Below are 14,709 nucleotides of genomic sequence, written 5' to 3' on the forward strand. Positions count from 1 at the left end.
CACCTGCCGATACAGCAAGAATTGTGAAACCACTTTTGCGACGGGAAGTGGGTCAAAATAACGCGCGCGGCACTAGCCCTCAAGATCAATTCAAACGGATCGGGTCATACGCTGTCCTCACTTCATCGCGGTATGGTACCAGATTGCAATTTCCGTCCGGTTGTTGACCCCCAATTTGCGCATCAGGGAATTGACGTGCGTGTTGACAGTATTGACCGCAATGCCCAACTTTCCTGCAATGCAACGGTTTTGCGCACCGCAGGCAATCTGGGCGGCCACCTCTTCCTCGCGGTGGGTGAGGGAGCTGGTGACGACATGTTTCGGCGGCGGAGTGGCCGATGAAGGCGCGCTGTGTGGACCATGGGTAAGGTCGGTCAGTTTTGGGTCAAATATCTCAAGACCTGCGTTCACCAACGCCAGCACGGTGAATAGCCGCTCACTAAGATCATTCCACCCTACAATACCGCGTAAATTATTCGGCCAATCCCTTGGGTGCAGGGCCGCAGTTTCTTCGCGCACCGCCAAAATGCTCGCGCGGGGCGCCAGCTTTGTCATGAGTTGCGCGATTTCTTCAGCCTCGCTTGCGGTTCCGGTTTCGCCGAGGATGATTGCGATCTGGCTGACGTCTACGACATCCTTGCTCACGGCGGACAACTGCAAATCAGCCCGCTTATCAAGCATGTCTACAACTTCGAACCCTATACCATCGGGATCGGCTCTAATTGTCTGGGCGAAGCCAAGCTGTTCAAGCCTCCCTCCGCCGAAAAGGGCTACGCCTTTTCTGGTTTCAAATTTCATTACTTGTTGCATATTGTGCCTCTAAAATAAGAAGTCAAAAAACAAGACGATGTAAAAGGTACTAAAAAAACGCCGAACTGGCATAAATCAAAATTAACTATAAAACCTTAGGGGTTTTGCGTAATTCGAACCCCTTCGCGCACAGAAGGTATGCTGAAACGATCAGAACGACCGAGTTGGCTAAAATCATTAATGCGCATTTGTGAAGTAGTCTGTGATCCGCCACTCTGTCGAGGAGCAGGTTCTTGCGTGGCACCCTGTCGCGGAACGGGAACCACAGTTCTGCGTTGGCGCACAGAAAAAGCCTGCGGAGGTGCCTGACGAACAAAAGCCGTGCTGCGTACACTCAACTGCTTTACCCGAACATCTTGCGCAGCCACCGGCGCAGTCGTGCCAAGCGTTAAAAAGAGGCCAATACCTCCGCATATCGTTCTGAACATTGTGTGTGGCCTCCCAAGCGCATGCTACTTACATCAGATCCTCGACCTGCTGTTGTCGCATAGCGCATTAACCCTACGTTAACGACTAATCTCATAGAATACGGCGGCGCATTTGCCTGTGCGTTTCAAAATTGTCAATGAAAATCAATGCAATTTCACCCATATTGACTAGTCTATTTTAATGACTTGTGGCGAAATTAGGGCAATTTTTAGTCAATTCGGGCGATATTGTGCCGATCCCGAATCGGTCATGGTGCTCTCAGGCTTCGGCAAAACGTTCGAGCCACCTGGGGGGATCTTTGAGCGTCCCGACAACTTCGGGACCCCAAAAATTCCAAAATAAAATTTTTTTGGAGGAATAACATCATGACACGTTTTCTTATTACAGCGTCGGTTCTGGCACTAATGGCAAGCGGCGCATCGGCGCAGCAAACGGTATTGGGCGCTACAGCCAATGCCGGAGGCCAAAATGCAAGTGCGGTGGATTCAGACGATGGCGCGAATGCATCGGTATCAGGTGAAGTTGCAGCTGCCAATGCAACCAACGGTGCTTCCGGTACTGCAGAGCGCACGGCTACAGCCAACGTTGGCAACGGCGTAGCGGCAATGGCCGAGGGTAACGCTGCGGGCCCAGCAAACATGGCTGACGTAACATCGGCCGAGCAAGGAGCGAACGCAAACGCACAGTTCCAGCAGGGTAACGACAACGACGCGATCAACATGCAGATCGGCTCCAACCAAGAGTCCGCAACGCTACAGATCGGTAATGAAAATACCACGCTTATCAGTCAGCGAACCAATGCCAACGAAGCGGCTGCATCGCAGGTCGGTGACAATAACACCGGTATGATCGCCCAAGACGGTGCCGATAATGGTGGTGCGGTTGCGCAGTTGGGTAATTCCAACACCGGTATGATTGCCCAGAGCGGTGGTCAGAACTATGCGGCGATTGCACAAGTTGGTAATTTCAACAGATCGGTCGCATTGCAGGATGGTACGAACAACACCATTGCATCCTTGCAGGAAGGTGAAGCGAACAAGTCGTTCGTGAGCCAAGGCGCGGGTCTGTCGTTCGACGTTGCTGCGATCAACTCCACAAATGTGGGCGGTTCGCTCTCTGGAACGCTGGGCGGCGCGGTAAGTATCGGAGCGACCGGTGCATCCAATCCTTCGGCCGCAAACTCTGCTGCCAACCTCCAGCTGGGGTCTAACAACGTCTCGGCGATCGTCCAGTCTGGTAATGGCAACAACGCGGTCAACTACCAGAACAACCGCTAAACAATCCATTCCATGCGGCGAGCTTGACTTTTGCTGGTCGCATGGCCCAGGATTGACCCGAAATCTAGACCGCCCAGGCCCAACGCGGGCTTGGGCGGTTCTTGTACCCAAAGAGGTCAGGTATGACACTACCTCCAATTGCTCCCTTCGCGGCCCTTTTGATGGCCCTGCCCCACACTGCGGCGGCGTGTGACATCGCGTTGGTGCAGCAGGATGGCCATGTGAGCGTCACAGCCGAGATTACCCCCCATGAAACGGGGAACCTGTCCTATACTGTCTCTTCAATCGTGATGAACGGGAGCAACAGATCCCAAAGCATGAATGGAGGCACTGTGGACGTGACTGCGGATGCCGGTACCGTAACAGTCTGGCGCGGACAGATTTACGGCGACGCCGGGACCCGCATGACTGTCGCGATGGACGCCCGACTTAATGCGCGTACCTATAGCTGCTCGGCCCAATTCCCGTGACCCAACCGGAAAGGATACTGACATGAGGCTTTTTCGAATTACGGCGCTGATCTGCGGCCTTTTGGCCGCGCAAGGTGCACAGGCACAGCAGTTCGACTTCCTAATTGCCAATGCCAGTCTGGAACAGATCATTTCCGGTCAGCAAAGCGCGATATCTGCGGGCGTTGACGGGGCAACAGGCGCTGATGTCCAGACCTCAACCAGCATCATCCTGCAGAACGGCGCGGACAACACATCACTCAACTCTATCACAAACAGCGGCGGTTCTGCCGCTGCAATGCTACAGTCGGGTGATGACAACACGGCAAGCGCGACCATCCTGAATTCCCCGCAAAGCCGGATTGCCGGCGTGCAGATCGGCGATAGTAACAGCATGGCACTAACCATTGCAGGTGGATCAGAAAATGTGCTGGTAGGCGCGCAAATCGGAACTGCCAATACGCTTGATATCGCGCTCGTCAACAGCACGGGAACGACATTGACGTATGGCCAATTAGGTCAGGGCGTACGGGGATCGGTCACATTTGTGAATGGCGCGCCGGGGACACAAATCAGATTAGGTGGAGAGACGACACAATGAAAAGTAGACTGCTTTTTGTAGGCATTGTAACCATTTTTGCTGCAACATCCGCTCTTGCGGGGAATTTCCGGTACGAGCCACTCAGCCCCGGGCTTGGTGGAAACCCCAACCTGAACGGTTATTTGGTTGGGACCGCACAAATCCAGAACCAGTTTTTACCCAGCGGCGGAGGTGGCAGCAGCTCACCTGACATTACGTTTCCACCGATCATTATTGATCTTGGCGGCTTGGGCGGAGGACCGGAGGAGCCGGTTGAGGGTGGTTCAGGCGAACCTGCGCCAGCAGCAATGCGCCCCCTGCTTCGGATGCCGTAAGCGAAACACATCAAGCCCGCAACATATACAAAATCAAAGCAGTTAAGATCGAAGGAAACCAGCAGATTGCAATAAAACGATTTGGGGCTTTCGGTCTGGCGATTTCCGTCATTCTTACCCTCACCGCATGCGACAGCTTTACGTATGCTGAGGACTTTGGACCGACGGCCCCCGTGCCAGCCGAACTTGCTGCGCCAACAGAGCTCGGACTTAGCTTGACCGATCTACTCCCTCCCGGCCAAGCGATCGATGTAGCCGTCTATGCGTTTCCCGACAAAACCGGCGCACAGCAACCAAACGACGACTTCGCAGATTTTTCCAAAGCGGTTACCCAGGGGGGAGAAGCCGTCCTTATTGATGTTCTGCGGCAGGTCACGGACGGAGACTGGTTCAGGGTAGTCGAACGCACGGGTCTCCAGAACCTTCTCAACGAGCGCCAGATTATCGATCAGACAAATCTCGTCGCGACGGGCAACCCACGCAGCACTCTTGGACCCCTTCGCTTTGCGGGGATCATCCTTGAAGGGGGCATTGTGGAGTATGACAGTAATTATGTGACCGGCGGTGCTGGCGCGCGATACTTGGGCATAGGAGCCTCCAAACAGCATCGCAAAGACCTTGTGACGGTAGCATTGCGCGCTGTAAGCGTAGACAGCGGCGAGGTGCTTTCTTCTGTCACGACGACCAAAACGATCTACTCCAGACTCGTTCAAGGGTCAGTTTTCAGCTTTGTCGCGGTTGACGAAATTCTCGAAATCGACGCGGGATATTCCATCAACGAGCTTAGCAGTGTCGCGGTGCGCGGCGCAATCGAGCTCGCTGTGTTCAGCCTTATAATCGAGGGCGCACGCGACGGAATATGGCATTTCCAAAACCCCTCCGCAGGACGCGAACTGATTAGGCGTTATGATGCACGCTACCACCACAAGTTCTCACCCGCGCAAAAACTGGCGTTCCAGGCCGAGGCATCCGATGCAGGCTAAACGTGCCATCATAGCGGGGATACTTATGGGGCTGTCGGCTCTGCCTCTTGCTGCCCAAGACAGGTTTCGTGCCCCTGAAAGCAGGGAAGACGTCGAGGATTGGTCGCTGGAATGCTACCTTAATCAGGATGGTACCCCACAGGCGTGTCAAGCTTTTCACCGCGTCCTGATGGATAATGCAACACGCATAGCACTTGTAGCCAGCTTCGCCGTCCCGGCGGAGGGTAACGGAGTACTCTATCAAATTGCGCTGCCTTTGGGCATTGATCTGACAGCTGGCGTTTTGATGACCGTTGACGGCGATTATTCCGTTCAGGTTCCAGTTACGCGTTGCACCCTCGAAGGGTGCTTGTTGGAAGGGCGCCTCACAGCCGCGCCATACGATGCGCTTCTGACCGGAACCTCTGCAAGCTTTACTGTACGGATCCTCGGTCAGGGTGAGCTTGTGATACCGATGTCACTTGCCGGACTAGCCACTTCAATCCAACGGATTTCAGCGGCAGCCAAGCCCGCACCACCACCGGCACCGCCATCGCCTGAAAGCGCAACAGCACTGTCACCAAATTCGATTATAGATGAAGTGCCTGATCCGCTCGTCACGCTCCCCGACGATGGTGTGGGCCTTTCCCTAGCCCCCGTTACCGGCGTTAGACAGGGCGATTGAGCCTGAAACAGCGGTTTGGTTAAATGCAGGCCCCGTTGATCCCGTTTTATCAGCGGCAATCTGCCTTGCTAAGCCAGAAGCAGATTTTGGTCCAAAAGACTTCGACGGCGGACAATTCTCCTTTTGCGTCCTAATAAGGTCTTCATCTCCCGCACCCAAAAAAGCGCGTAGACACTCCACCTTAATTAGTGCCCATGAGGCACACATGACAGCAGGCGTGGTTTTTAGATGAGCGTCAGAGGTCTGGTATGGACCGTCGGCTAAAACGCGACGTGGGGGAAACAAATAGCAAAGAAGAACATATGTCTTCGGATGACGCTCCGGTTGGACATCTGTTCTGGTAACCGAATAGGAAAGAGACGAACAATATAGTGAATGCCTCACAATCCAAAATCCGATTTTCGCGTGTGAGGTTTGTGGAGCCCTATGCACTTGAACATTCTATAGAGTATGCCATTTGGTGGCGAAATAGATTAGAAAAGGGACTTTCATGAACCGATTTGCAGCTTACGCACTTGCAGGCGCGCTTGTCGCGCCACTCCCCGGCATTGCCCAAACCAACGATTTCGGCCCACTCCTTACGCCACAGGAATTTGTAGCCGTTCAGTCAGAAGCAAACCCCCTTGTTCTGGATATCCGCGCCGCGACAGGAGGGGACAATAACAGCTACGCTGAAGGACATCTTCCCGGCGCTGTCAATGCGCCTTATGCGCTCTTTCGCGGCCCTTCCGAAAACCGCGGTGAATTGGTCCCCGAAGATCGGCTTCAGGAAACCCTGCGTGGCTTGGGTATCTCGCTGGACCGCCCCGTGCTCATCGTGCACCAAGGTAGCGACGTCACAGACTTCGGTTCCGCTGCACGGGTTTATTGGACCCTCAAGACGAGCGGTGTAAGCCAGCTGGCCATACTGAATGGTGGCTTCAAGGGCTGGACCGAGGCCGGACTACCACTCGAGCAGGAAGTACAGGACCCTCGCCCAAGTGATATCGAGATATCCTATTCCGACGAATGGCTCGCCACACGCGAAGAAGTGCTGGCAATCGTAAATGGTGAGCAGGAAGCGACATTGATCGATGCGCGACCCGAAAGTTTCTGGAAAGGCGAGGCTTCGCACCCCGCAGCAGCCAAGCCGGGCACATTGCCACAATCGCAGTATTTCACCCATTCAAACTGGTTCTCTGATCAGCCCGTTATTGTGAATGCCGAAAGCGCTAAAGCGCTGGCGATCGAGAACAACCTTGATACTGGCGCACCAATCGTCAGCTTCTGCAATTCCGGCCATTGGGCGGCAACAAACTGGTTCGCAATGAGCGAACTTGCCGGTCTCGAAAATGTGAAACTGTATCCCGAGTCAATGGTGGGCTGGTCGAACGCCGGATACGAGATGGCGAATGTACCCGGTCCGTTGCGTCGCGTGTGGAACCAGATCAAAAGCGTGTTCTGAGCATTATGACCGATACCACCGCACAAGCGCCTGTTCTCACGGGTATTCTGGGTCGAGCCGTTCTGATAGGTGTGGCATTACTCGCAGTGCTCAGCCTATCAGCGGCGGCGGGCTTGCGCTATGGGCTGCTCCTTGCCGTCGGCATAGGCTTCGGTTTGGTACTTGAAGGTCTGCGCTTCGGCTTTGCAGGGCCGTGGCGTGCGATGATCCTGCGCCGCGAACCTGCGGGCCTCATTGCACAGCTTGTATCAATCGGGCTGGTCGCGATCATTGCAATCCCGCTCGTCACCGCAAATGGCACCGAGTTGATCGGCGCTCACGCGCCTGTTGGCTGGGCCATGATCGGCGGTGCATTCGTGTTCGGCGCTTGTATGCAGATCGTTATGGGCTGCGGCTCAGGTACACTTGTCAACGCCGGAAGCGGCAACGCAGTTAGTGCGGTCGCCTTGCCATTCTTTGCGATCGGATCCTTTGCCGGCGCCTATCATTTGCTTTGGTGGACCGACTTGGGATCCGCGCCCGTCGTTGCCCTGAGCGGCACTACAGGAGTAGTAATTACCGTGGCGGCTTTGGCAGCGGTCGCAGCACTTGCGCTGTTTCTTGCCGCTCCCGGAACACGACGGATCCCGGCGAGACTATGGTTCGCCGCGGCGCTGATTGCTTTGCTCGCTCTTGCCAACCTTGTTGTATCTGGGCAGCCTTGGGGCGTGGTATACGGCCTTGGATTATGGGCAGCAAAGGGCGCGACCGCTCTGGGTGCAGATCTGTCAGGCTCGGTTTTCTGGTCACTCCCCGCTAACCAGACGAGGATCGCGCAAAGCGTGTTAACGGACGTCACATCATTGACAAATATAGGCATCATTGGCGGCGCCTTTCTGGTTGCCGCATGGCGTTCGGGGCTGTCTGCACGCTTGCCCAATCTTCCCGCCCGAGCATGGGTCGGCACGATTATTGCAGGCCTACTTCTGGGCTACTCTTCCCGTCTGGCATTCGGTTGTAATGTGGGGGCGTTTTTCTCCGGTATATCCACAGGCAGCTTGCACGGTTGGGTCTGGTTCGCGGCAGCCTTCGCAGGGGCATTCCAAGGTATCCGTATCCGGCGTGCCTTGGGCTTGGAGACCTAACTATGTTAACACGTAGATTAGTCGCAGCACTGACACTCGCTGTCTTGGCGGGGATGCTCGCTCTAGATCTGAGGATGAGCCAGCCGCTGGATCCTTTCCGGACACCAGCGGTGTTGGCGCTTGGGTCAGGTCAGGCGGGAGCGGGCGCGCACTGCGCTGCCTTGCCGACCAGTAACTGACTGAACATCGTCACAGATAATTAGGTCGGCATAAGCAGGTAAGAGCCGTGGCATGCCGCCCCCCTAACACGCAGCGTCACCCGCATACGGTAATGACGCGAACAGTGCGGCGATCGGCCAAGCGCACTTAAACATGCTGGCTTCAGTCAATCTTGCACTCTGCCGCCAACATTCTGTCACCGAAAAACGATTCGGCTACACACAACGATTATGCTGCGTTCCATGCCTGAATTGAGACTTAGTAATTCTATACAGCCACAATGACGGTGCAGCTGACCCGCCGGAATGTCGCTCACCAACTGTATTAAAAAGCAGTCAATAACACGGCTATAGAGCTTGCGACGTCAAAGCGACACTGCAAGCTCTATCCAAAAGGTAGCAACCGCTATGGCAGCACAGAACATGAAACGTCTATCATGCCTCAAGGCATGTTAGCGCTAAATGCTAGACTTAACAGTTAGTTAGGCAACCTTTGCTTCAGCCTTCACGTTCTGCCTTCTTGCGCGCCAGCTTGCGCTGACGGCTAAGGGCTTCTTTTTTCTCGCGCGCCTTACGAACGGAAGGCTTTTCAAAATGCTCTTTGAGCCTCATTTCACGAAACACACCTTCACGTTGAAGCTTTTTCTTGAGCGCACGAAGCGCCTGATCAACGTTGTTATCACGAACACTTACTTGCATTTGATTTCCGCTATTTTCCAAAAAACTGTTGCATGCGACTTGCCAGCAAATTTCGGTAATATCAAACAGAATCTTTGCAGTTATACGGTTGCAGTTGGATTTTCCAACCCAACAAGAGGGATGGCAACACTACACTCGACGCCATCAAGAAATCCTACGCTATGGCAGTGCTTCAGCGCTGGGACTTTGTCGGTTAAGTGAAGACAAGTGTTGCACCACTGAACACTACGTCCAGCTAAGGAACCAAAACACTGTGTTCAACGAAATATACAGTGCGCAAGCCAGTCCAAGAATACTCTAAAAATCGTTCGTTTGGTTGGACATTGAAGTACACACGCTTAGCGACAGTTTCAGCGTAAAGTATGAGATATAATTTATAAATGGTACCCAAGGGCGGAATCGAACCACCGACATGATGATTTTCAATCTATCTTTAAGCAATTTTCGCCTGATCTCAGCCGAGCCAGTCTGAGACAAAATAGGACACATACAGACAATCAAGACATTGATCTAACAGAAAGCATCTCAGTCCTAAGCGCAACCTTAAGTAGATCAATCAGCCTCAAGTTGTCTCATTGCGACCCAGTGCAGCGCATGGGTCTTGTAATCCCAGTGAAGCCCCATTCAAACCAATTTTCTCATCCATTCTTTCTGAACCGACTTGCCGTCTGTCACAAACAGCAGGAGACAGGTCATGAGCACGTCTAGTATCACCAATGCAAAAGCCATAGTTACGAAAACCAGGAAGCCGACCGTCAGAGTGAAGATCACGGATGCCCATGTTAGAAACGTAAAGCCATCTGGTGAAAGGCGCACTATCAAGGATGAGGAATGTCGTGGCCTCACCCTCCGCGTCAGCACAGCAGACAAGAAGACATTCGCATTCATGGGCTGCGGTTGCGACGGGCAGCCAAGAACCATCACTCTGGGACAGTAACCACATCTCACTGTGAAAAAAGCACGTGAAATTGCTTATGACACCCGCCGCAAACTTCGAGATCCTGTTGAACTCGCAAATCTAATATCTTCACCACCAACTGCCGTGGAATGCACGCTCGGGGACGTGATCACCGAAGCAGAAAGCCATTTTGGAGGCAAAGGTTTTAAAATATGGAAACCCCGAGGCAAGAAGGATGCAAGCTCCACAGCCCGGCAAGTTATCAGATGTGTTTTCGAAGGTATATTCGAGCAGAACGTATCCGCAATCACAGCTCTAAATATCTCGAAACTTGCAAACTCATACACTCCCAAAAGCGGGAAAACTACGGAAAATGGTCAAGCATCCCGAGTGCTTAGCTATCTAAAAACTGTTTTGATTGGGGCAGCCAGAGCAGCAAGCGATTTACGAAATTAGGCGCCGGACGAGGGATCAATTAGATTTGCCTGACCTCTCAGTTATACACGATCCAGCGATTGACGATCACCTGTTTTCAGGTGTGCGAGATCGTGTGCTTTTGCCAGAGGAACTTGCAGCGATACTGCCGCTCCTCGTGGTCAACGGAATCGGTGAAAACGGATACTTGGATGTCGACCTTAGCCCCATCGCCCTACGATTTATTCTATTAGTCGTGTGTCGCCGCTGTGAAGTAGAAGATGCAACATGGGAACAGTTTGATTTTCATCACAAAACGTGGACGCGAAAGGTGATATGCGAGGGGCGAGAATTTGTTGTAACCCACCCTATTTCCAATGATGCGATCGAGCTGTTGAAAAGTCTGCCCACCTTTCAAAAGTCCGCCCAGAGCTCCTATGTTTTCGCAAACCGAAGTGGAAGAAAATTCAACAATTGGGATCGCGCATGCGATTCAATCAAGACTGCTTCAAGGACAAGCAACTGGCACCAGCACGATTTACGCAGAACTGTTTCCACTATTCTATCCAAGTTTGGAACTGCAGATCCTACCATAGATACTCTGCTATCTCCCAAAAACTCGTTTTCACGTGAGAACACCAGTAACACAGCCGCAGCTTACATTCACTTAGGGAAGCTCATGAAAGGGCTTCCAGATCCAATGCGAGATGCTGTGGAGCTATTGGCGGAAATCATTCACACGATAGAAAACGGAGACTTGCCGCACTGAAAAGCAGAACCATCTACCCTTCAACAAGAAGGAGACACGGCCTCAGCGTGCCGAACGCTAAAGGAGTTGAGGGACCGGAACCTAAGCGGGACAAAACCAAACGGGACTAAAATTAGTGCCTATTGTTTAAAGTTGAAGTGGGAAAGCTGACTTTTGCTATCCCCCTCGCGAACGGAAACTACGCGCAGAAAGCGCTTTTTGCAAAATCACATACGGCCCATTGCCGCCGTTAGTGTGAAACGCATCTAAAGGCAGCTCCCATGCCAAAGCGGACATGCTCATTCTACAGGTTGGGCAGATTGCGTACTTTCGCTGCGCCCGCAAACTAAATTGGGTATTTTGAAGAAAGTGGACGTTCAGCGCTGCGACATAGTTTTCCGATGTGCAATCGCGGCAAAAGTTGGCAAAGAGCCCGTTTTGCCCATTTTCTGCAATGTCGCGCAGCACCGACAAAAAAATCGACACATCGCAGGGAAAGATGCCTCGACCTACATAACCTACCCTCCCAAAACCGCATGGTATCTCCTTGTTGAACCGCTTAAGCTTTGTACACCTCTGCCAATGAGCCGTTTTAAAAACCAAGGAGATTTCAATGAAATTCGCTACCACAATTTCCACACTCGCACTGATTACAGCCGCAAACGCAGCATTCGCCAATTGTGAAGAAGTCCGCTTTTCCGATGTTGGTTGGACTGACATAACAGCGACCACTGCCGCCACATCCTTTGTCCTTGAGGCACTTGGGTATGAACCATCAACCGATATTCTGTCCGTGCCTGTGACCTATGCATCGATGGCGGAGGGCAACATCGACGTCTTCCTCGGCAATTGGATGCCCACAATGGAAGGCGATATCGCCACCTACCGCGAAGCGGGCACTGTCGACACCGTCCGCATAAATCTGACCGGCGCCAAATACACACTCGCGACCAATGCTGCTGGTGTTGCTGCGGGGATCACTGATTTTGCCTCTATCGCGACTGCCGCTGAAGCACTTGACGGTAAGATATACGGAATCGAAGCGGGCAATGACGGCAACCGTTTGATCCAAGACATGATCGACGGCGGCGTGTTCGGCCTGTCCGATTTCAATGTCGTTGAATCCTCCGAGCAGGGCATGCTGGCCCAAGTTGAGCGCGCAGTTGACCGCTCCGAGCCTGTCGTGTTTCTTGGCTGGGAGCCGCATCCCATGAACGCCAACTTTGATCTGACCTATTTGCCCGGTGGTGACGACTTCTTTGGCCCAGATCTGGGCGGCGCTACAGTTGCGACAAATACGCGTGCCGGCTATGTCGCCGAGTGCCCCAATGTGGGCAAGCTGCTGACGAACCTTGAGTTCACCCTCGCCATGGAGAACGAGATCATGGGCGCAATCCTGAATGACGGTGTTGATCCAGAAGATGCGGCCAAGGCATGGCTTACAGCCAACACCGACATTTGGACGGCGTGGCTGGAGGGTGTGACGACGCTGGACGGTGGCGACGCTGGTGGTGCCGTTACAGCCGCACTGGCCAACTAAAAAAATAAGAGGGGGTCCAGAGGTACCCCCTTTTCTCTACCGTAAGGGGCGCGCATGGACTGGTTAGAAACATATAAAATCCCGATGGATGATATGTCAGAGGCCATCGTGGATTGGCTCAAAACACATGCGCGCCCGTTCTTTGATACCCTGTCGGACGGTTTGGAATGGATGATCGACGGTATCGTCTGGGCCTTGCAAACCCCGCCCACCCTGCTCATCGTCGTGCTATTCGTTGCTTTGACATGGGTGTTACAGCGTTCTTGGAAAGTGTGCCTTCTGGTCACGCTCTGCCTGCTGTTCATCATCAATCAGGGATATTGGGAGGAAACAACCGATAGCCTTGCGCTCGTACTGTCGTCTTGTGTGGTGTGCATGGGGCTGGGTGTGCCCATGGGCATATTCCTCGCGCATCGTCCCCGCGCCTATCAGTTCATCAGCCCCGTTCTGGACCTGATGCAGACCCTTCCCACTTTCGTCTACCTGATCCCCGCGATCGTGTTTTTCGGCCTCGGCATGGTGCCGGGCCTATTTGCAACTGTGATCTTCGTGATCCCCGCCCCGATCCGGCTAACATACCTTGGCGTGTCCAAGACCCCAACGGAATTGACCGAAGCCGCAGTGGCATTTGGCGCGACCCCCACCCAACTCCTCTGGAAAGTCGAATTGCCCTATGCGGTGCCCCAGATCATGGCTGGCCTGAACCAAGTCATCATGCTGTCCCTATCGATGGTTGTGATCGCCGCCTATGTCGGCGCTGACGGACTTGGCAAACCTGTGGTGCAGGCGCTTGGGCGCAATGATCCGGGTTTGGGGTTTGAATCAGGCTTTGTCATTGTCGCTGTTGCGATCATGCTGGACCGTATGCTGCGGGTGAAGCGATCATGAACGCTGTAGAATTTGATAACGTCAGCATCGTATTTGGTGATAATCCAGCCAGTGCATTACCCCTGATGGATGCAGGGCAGCAACGGGCTGAGATCAGCGCCGCCTGCAACCAAATTCTTGGTGTGCACAACTGCTCGCTCACTGTGGAAGATGGCGAAATTCTTGTTCTGATGGGCCTCTCCGGCTCTGGCAAATCGACATTGCTGCGCGCAGTGAACGGCCTGAACCCCGTGGTGCGCGGCAACGTGCGCGTCAAGACGGGCGACACCATGACAAGCGTATCTAGCGCCGACCGCAAGACTCTGCGTGATCTAAGGCTACGCACAGTGGCGATGGTCTTTCAGCAATTCGGCCTACTGCCGTGGCGCAATGTGCGCGACAACGTCGGGCTTGGGCTGGAGTTGGACGGGCAATCCGCCGCCACGCGCCGCGCACGAGTGGATGAAGAGCTGGAAGGCGTCGGCCTTCTGGACCGCGCCGACGCTTTGGTCGGAGAGCTGTCTGGCGGGATGCAACAAAGGGTCGGACTTGCGCGTGCATTTGCCACTGATGCGCCGATCTTGTTGATGGATGAGCCGTTCTCGGCCCTCGACCCGCTTATCCGGTCGAGATTGCAAGACGACCTGCTGGACATGCAAGCCAAACGTGGACGCACGATCATCTTCGTCTCTCATGATCTGGACGAAGCGTTCAAGCTGGGCAACCGCATCGCTATCATGGAAGGTGGGCGGATTGTGCAATGTGGCACGCCCCAAGAAATCTATTCCAATCCCGCCAATGATTATGTTGGCGATTTCGTAGCCCACATGAATCCCCTCAGCGTGCTGTGCGCGCGCGATGTGATGGAGCCCGTGACAGGCGTACCCTCAACCACCGTCGCAGCTGAGACGAGCATCCGCGTTGTTATGGGCCAGCTTGGTGAAGACGAGACGCTCATTGGCGTCATCGAGGGCGGACAAATGATCGGGCAGATTTCAAAATACCGCATTCTCGCAAAGCTAAGCGACCTCCGCAGCTAAGCCACCCATGACCCTGGTCAAACCATATCAACTGAAACGAAAGCTCCCATTCGTTTGACGAGGTCATGGACTGCTTTGTCCGCAGTCCGACGATTAACTCAATAAAATTCTGCACGATGAATGAATGCCCGCAATGTCGGGCCGCACCGCAGCACCTTGAAGTCATGGCCAAGGTCCGCTGAGGGCTGTCCAAGTCAAGATAGTTTTGCTGCATATGCAAAATGCTGCGGTATGGCATTTGGTAAAGAGA

Annotated in this window: 15 protein-coding genes; 13 read left to right on the top strand and 2 right to left on the bottom strand. The window is 53.7% G+C overall.

Going from position 1 to position 14,709, the window contains the following annotated elements; all coding sequences use genetic code 11:
* Positions 1-117: 117 nt before the first annotated feature.
* Positions 118-798 (bottom strand): helix-turn-helix transcriptional regulator, encoded by a 681-nt coding sequence (locus C8N30_RS18325; protein WP_025061332.1) that lies wholly within the window; start codon positions 796-798, stop codon positions 118-120.
* Between the two features lie 806 nt (positions 799-1,604).
* Here C8N30_RS18325 and C8N30_RS18335 point away from each other — a divergent pair.
* From C8N30_RS18335 to C8N30_RS18370, 8 genes are all read left to right on the top strand, one after another.
* Positions 1,605-2,516 carry a hypothetical protein gene (locus C8N30_RS18335; RefSeq protein WP_025061330.1) on the top strand — a complete coding sequence of 304 codons (912 nt, stop codon included), beginning with the start codon at positions 1,605-1,607 and terminating at the stop codon, positions 2,514-2,516.
* Positions 2,517-2,638: 122 nt separating this feature from the next.
* Positions 2,639-2,986 carry a curli-like amyloid fiber formation chaperone CsgH gene (gene csgH, locus C8N30_RS18340; RefSeq protein ID WP_025061329.1) on the top strand — a complete coding sequence of 116 codons (348 nt, stop codon included), beginning with the start codon at positions 2,639-2,641 and terminating at the stop codon, positions 2,984-2,986.
* Between the two features lie 22 nt (positions 2,987-3,008).
* Positions 3,009-3,566: a hypothetical protein gene (locus C8N30_RS18345; RefSeq protein WP_025061328.1), complete on the top strand. Its 558-nt coding sequence runs from the start codon at positions 3,009-3,011 to the stop codon at positions 3,564-3,566.
* Positions 3,563-3,880 carry a curli production assembly/transport component CsgF gene (locus tag C8N30_RS18350; RefSeq protein WP_025061327.1) on the top strand — a complete coding sequence of 106 codons (318 nt, stop codon included), beginning with the start codon at positions 3,563-3,565 and terminating at the stop codon, positions 3,878-3,880. Before C8N30_RS18345 ends, C8N30_RS18350 begins: the two co-directional genes overlap by 4 nt.
* Before the next feature lie 215 nt (positions 3,881-4,095).
* Positions 4,096-4,863, top strand: a complete 768-nt coding sequence (locus C8N30_RS18355; protein WP_198021468.1) for a CsgG/HfaB family protein — start codon at positions 4,096-4,098, stop codon at positions 4,861-4,863.
* Positions 4,853-5,527 (top strand): invasion associated locus B family protein, encoded by a 675-nt coding sequence (locus tag C8N30_RS18360; RefSeq protein WP_170151190.1) that lies wholly within the window; start codon positions 4,853-4,855, stop codon positions 5,525-5,527. The genes C8N30_RS18355 and C8N30_RS18360 overlap by 11 nt, the downstream gene beginning before the upstream one ends.
* A gap of 490 nt (positions 5,528-6,017) precedes the next feature.
* Positions 6,018-6,971 carry a sulfurtransferase gene (locus C8N30_RS18365; protein WP_025061324.1) on the top strand — a complete coding sequence of 318 codons (954 nt, stop codon included), beginning with the start codon at positions 6,018-6,020 and terminating at the stop codon, positions 6,969-6,971.
* A gap of 5 nt (positions 6,972-6,976) precedes the next feature.
* On the top strand, positions 6,977-8,095 hold the full coding sequence (locus C8N30_RS18370; RefSeq protein WP_025061323.1) for a YeeE/YedE thiosulfate transporter family protein: 1,119 nt from the start codon (positions 6,977-6,979) through the stop codon (positions 8,093-8,095).
* A gap of 656 nt (positions 8,096-8,751) precedes the next feature.
* Here C8N30_RS18370 and rpsU read toward each other — a convergent pair.
* Positions 8,752-8,952, bottom strand: coding sequence for a 30S ribosomal protein S21 (gene rpsU / locus C8N30_RS18375; protein ID WP_025061322.1), 201 nt, complete (start codon positions 8,950-8,952; stop codon positions 8,752-8,754).
* Positions 8,953-9,901: 949 nt separating this feature from the next.
* On the opposite strand from rpsU, the gene C8N30_RS19220 reads away from it, so the two are divergent.
* From C8N30_RS19220 to choV, 5 genes are all read left to right on the top strand, one after another.
* Positions 9,902-10,306 (top strand): hypothetical protein, encoded by a 405-nt coding sequence (locus tag C8N30_RS19220; protein ID WP_147419724.1) that lies wholly within the window; start codon positions 9,902-9,904, stop codon positions 10,304-10,306.
* A 25-nt stretch (positions 10,307-10,331) separates the two neighbouring features.
* On the top strand, positions 10,332-11,033 hold the full coding sequence (locus C8N30_RS18385) for a tyrosine-type recombinase/integrase (RefSeq protein WP_170151191.1): 702 nt from the start codon (positions 10,332-10,334) through the stop codon (positions 11,031-11,033).
* A gap of 592 nt (positions 11,034-11,625) precedes the next feature.
* Complete coding sequence (gene choX / locus C8N30_RS18390; RefSeq protein ID WP_025061319.1) at positions 11,626-12,552, top strand: choline ABC transporter substrate-binding protein; 927 nt, start codon at positions 11,626-11,628, stop codon at positions 12,550-12,552.
* Positions 12,553-12,606: 54 nt separating this feature from the next.
* Positions 12,607-13,440 carry a choline ABC transporter permease subunit gene (choW, locus tag C8N30_RS18395; RefSeq protein ID WP_025061318.1) on the top strand — a complete coding sequence of 278 codons (834 nt, stop codon included), beginning with the start codon at positions 12,607-12,609 and terminating at the stop codon, positions 13,438-13,440.
* Positions 13,437-14,459 carry a choline ABC transporter ATP-binding protein gene (gene choV / locus C8N30_RS18400; protein WP_025061317.1) on the top strand — a complete coding sequence of 341 codons (1,023 nt, stop codon included), beginning with the start codon at positions 13,437-13,439 and terminating at the stop codon, positions 14,457-14,459. The genes choW and choV overlap by 4 nt, the downstream gene beginning before the upstream one ends.
* The last annotated feature ends 250 nt before the right edge of the window (positions 14,460-14,709 follow it).

It is taken from the genome of Sulfitobacter guttiformis (genome assembly GCF_003610455.1).
In the GTDB taxonomy this organism is placed as follows: Bacteria; Pseudomonadota; Alphaproteobacteria; order Rhodobacterales; family Rhodobacteraceae; genus Sulfitobacter; species Sulfitobacter guttiformis.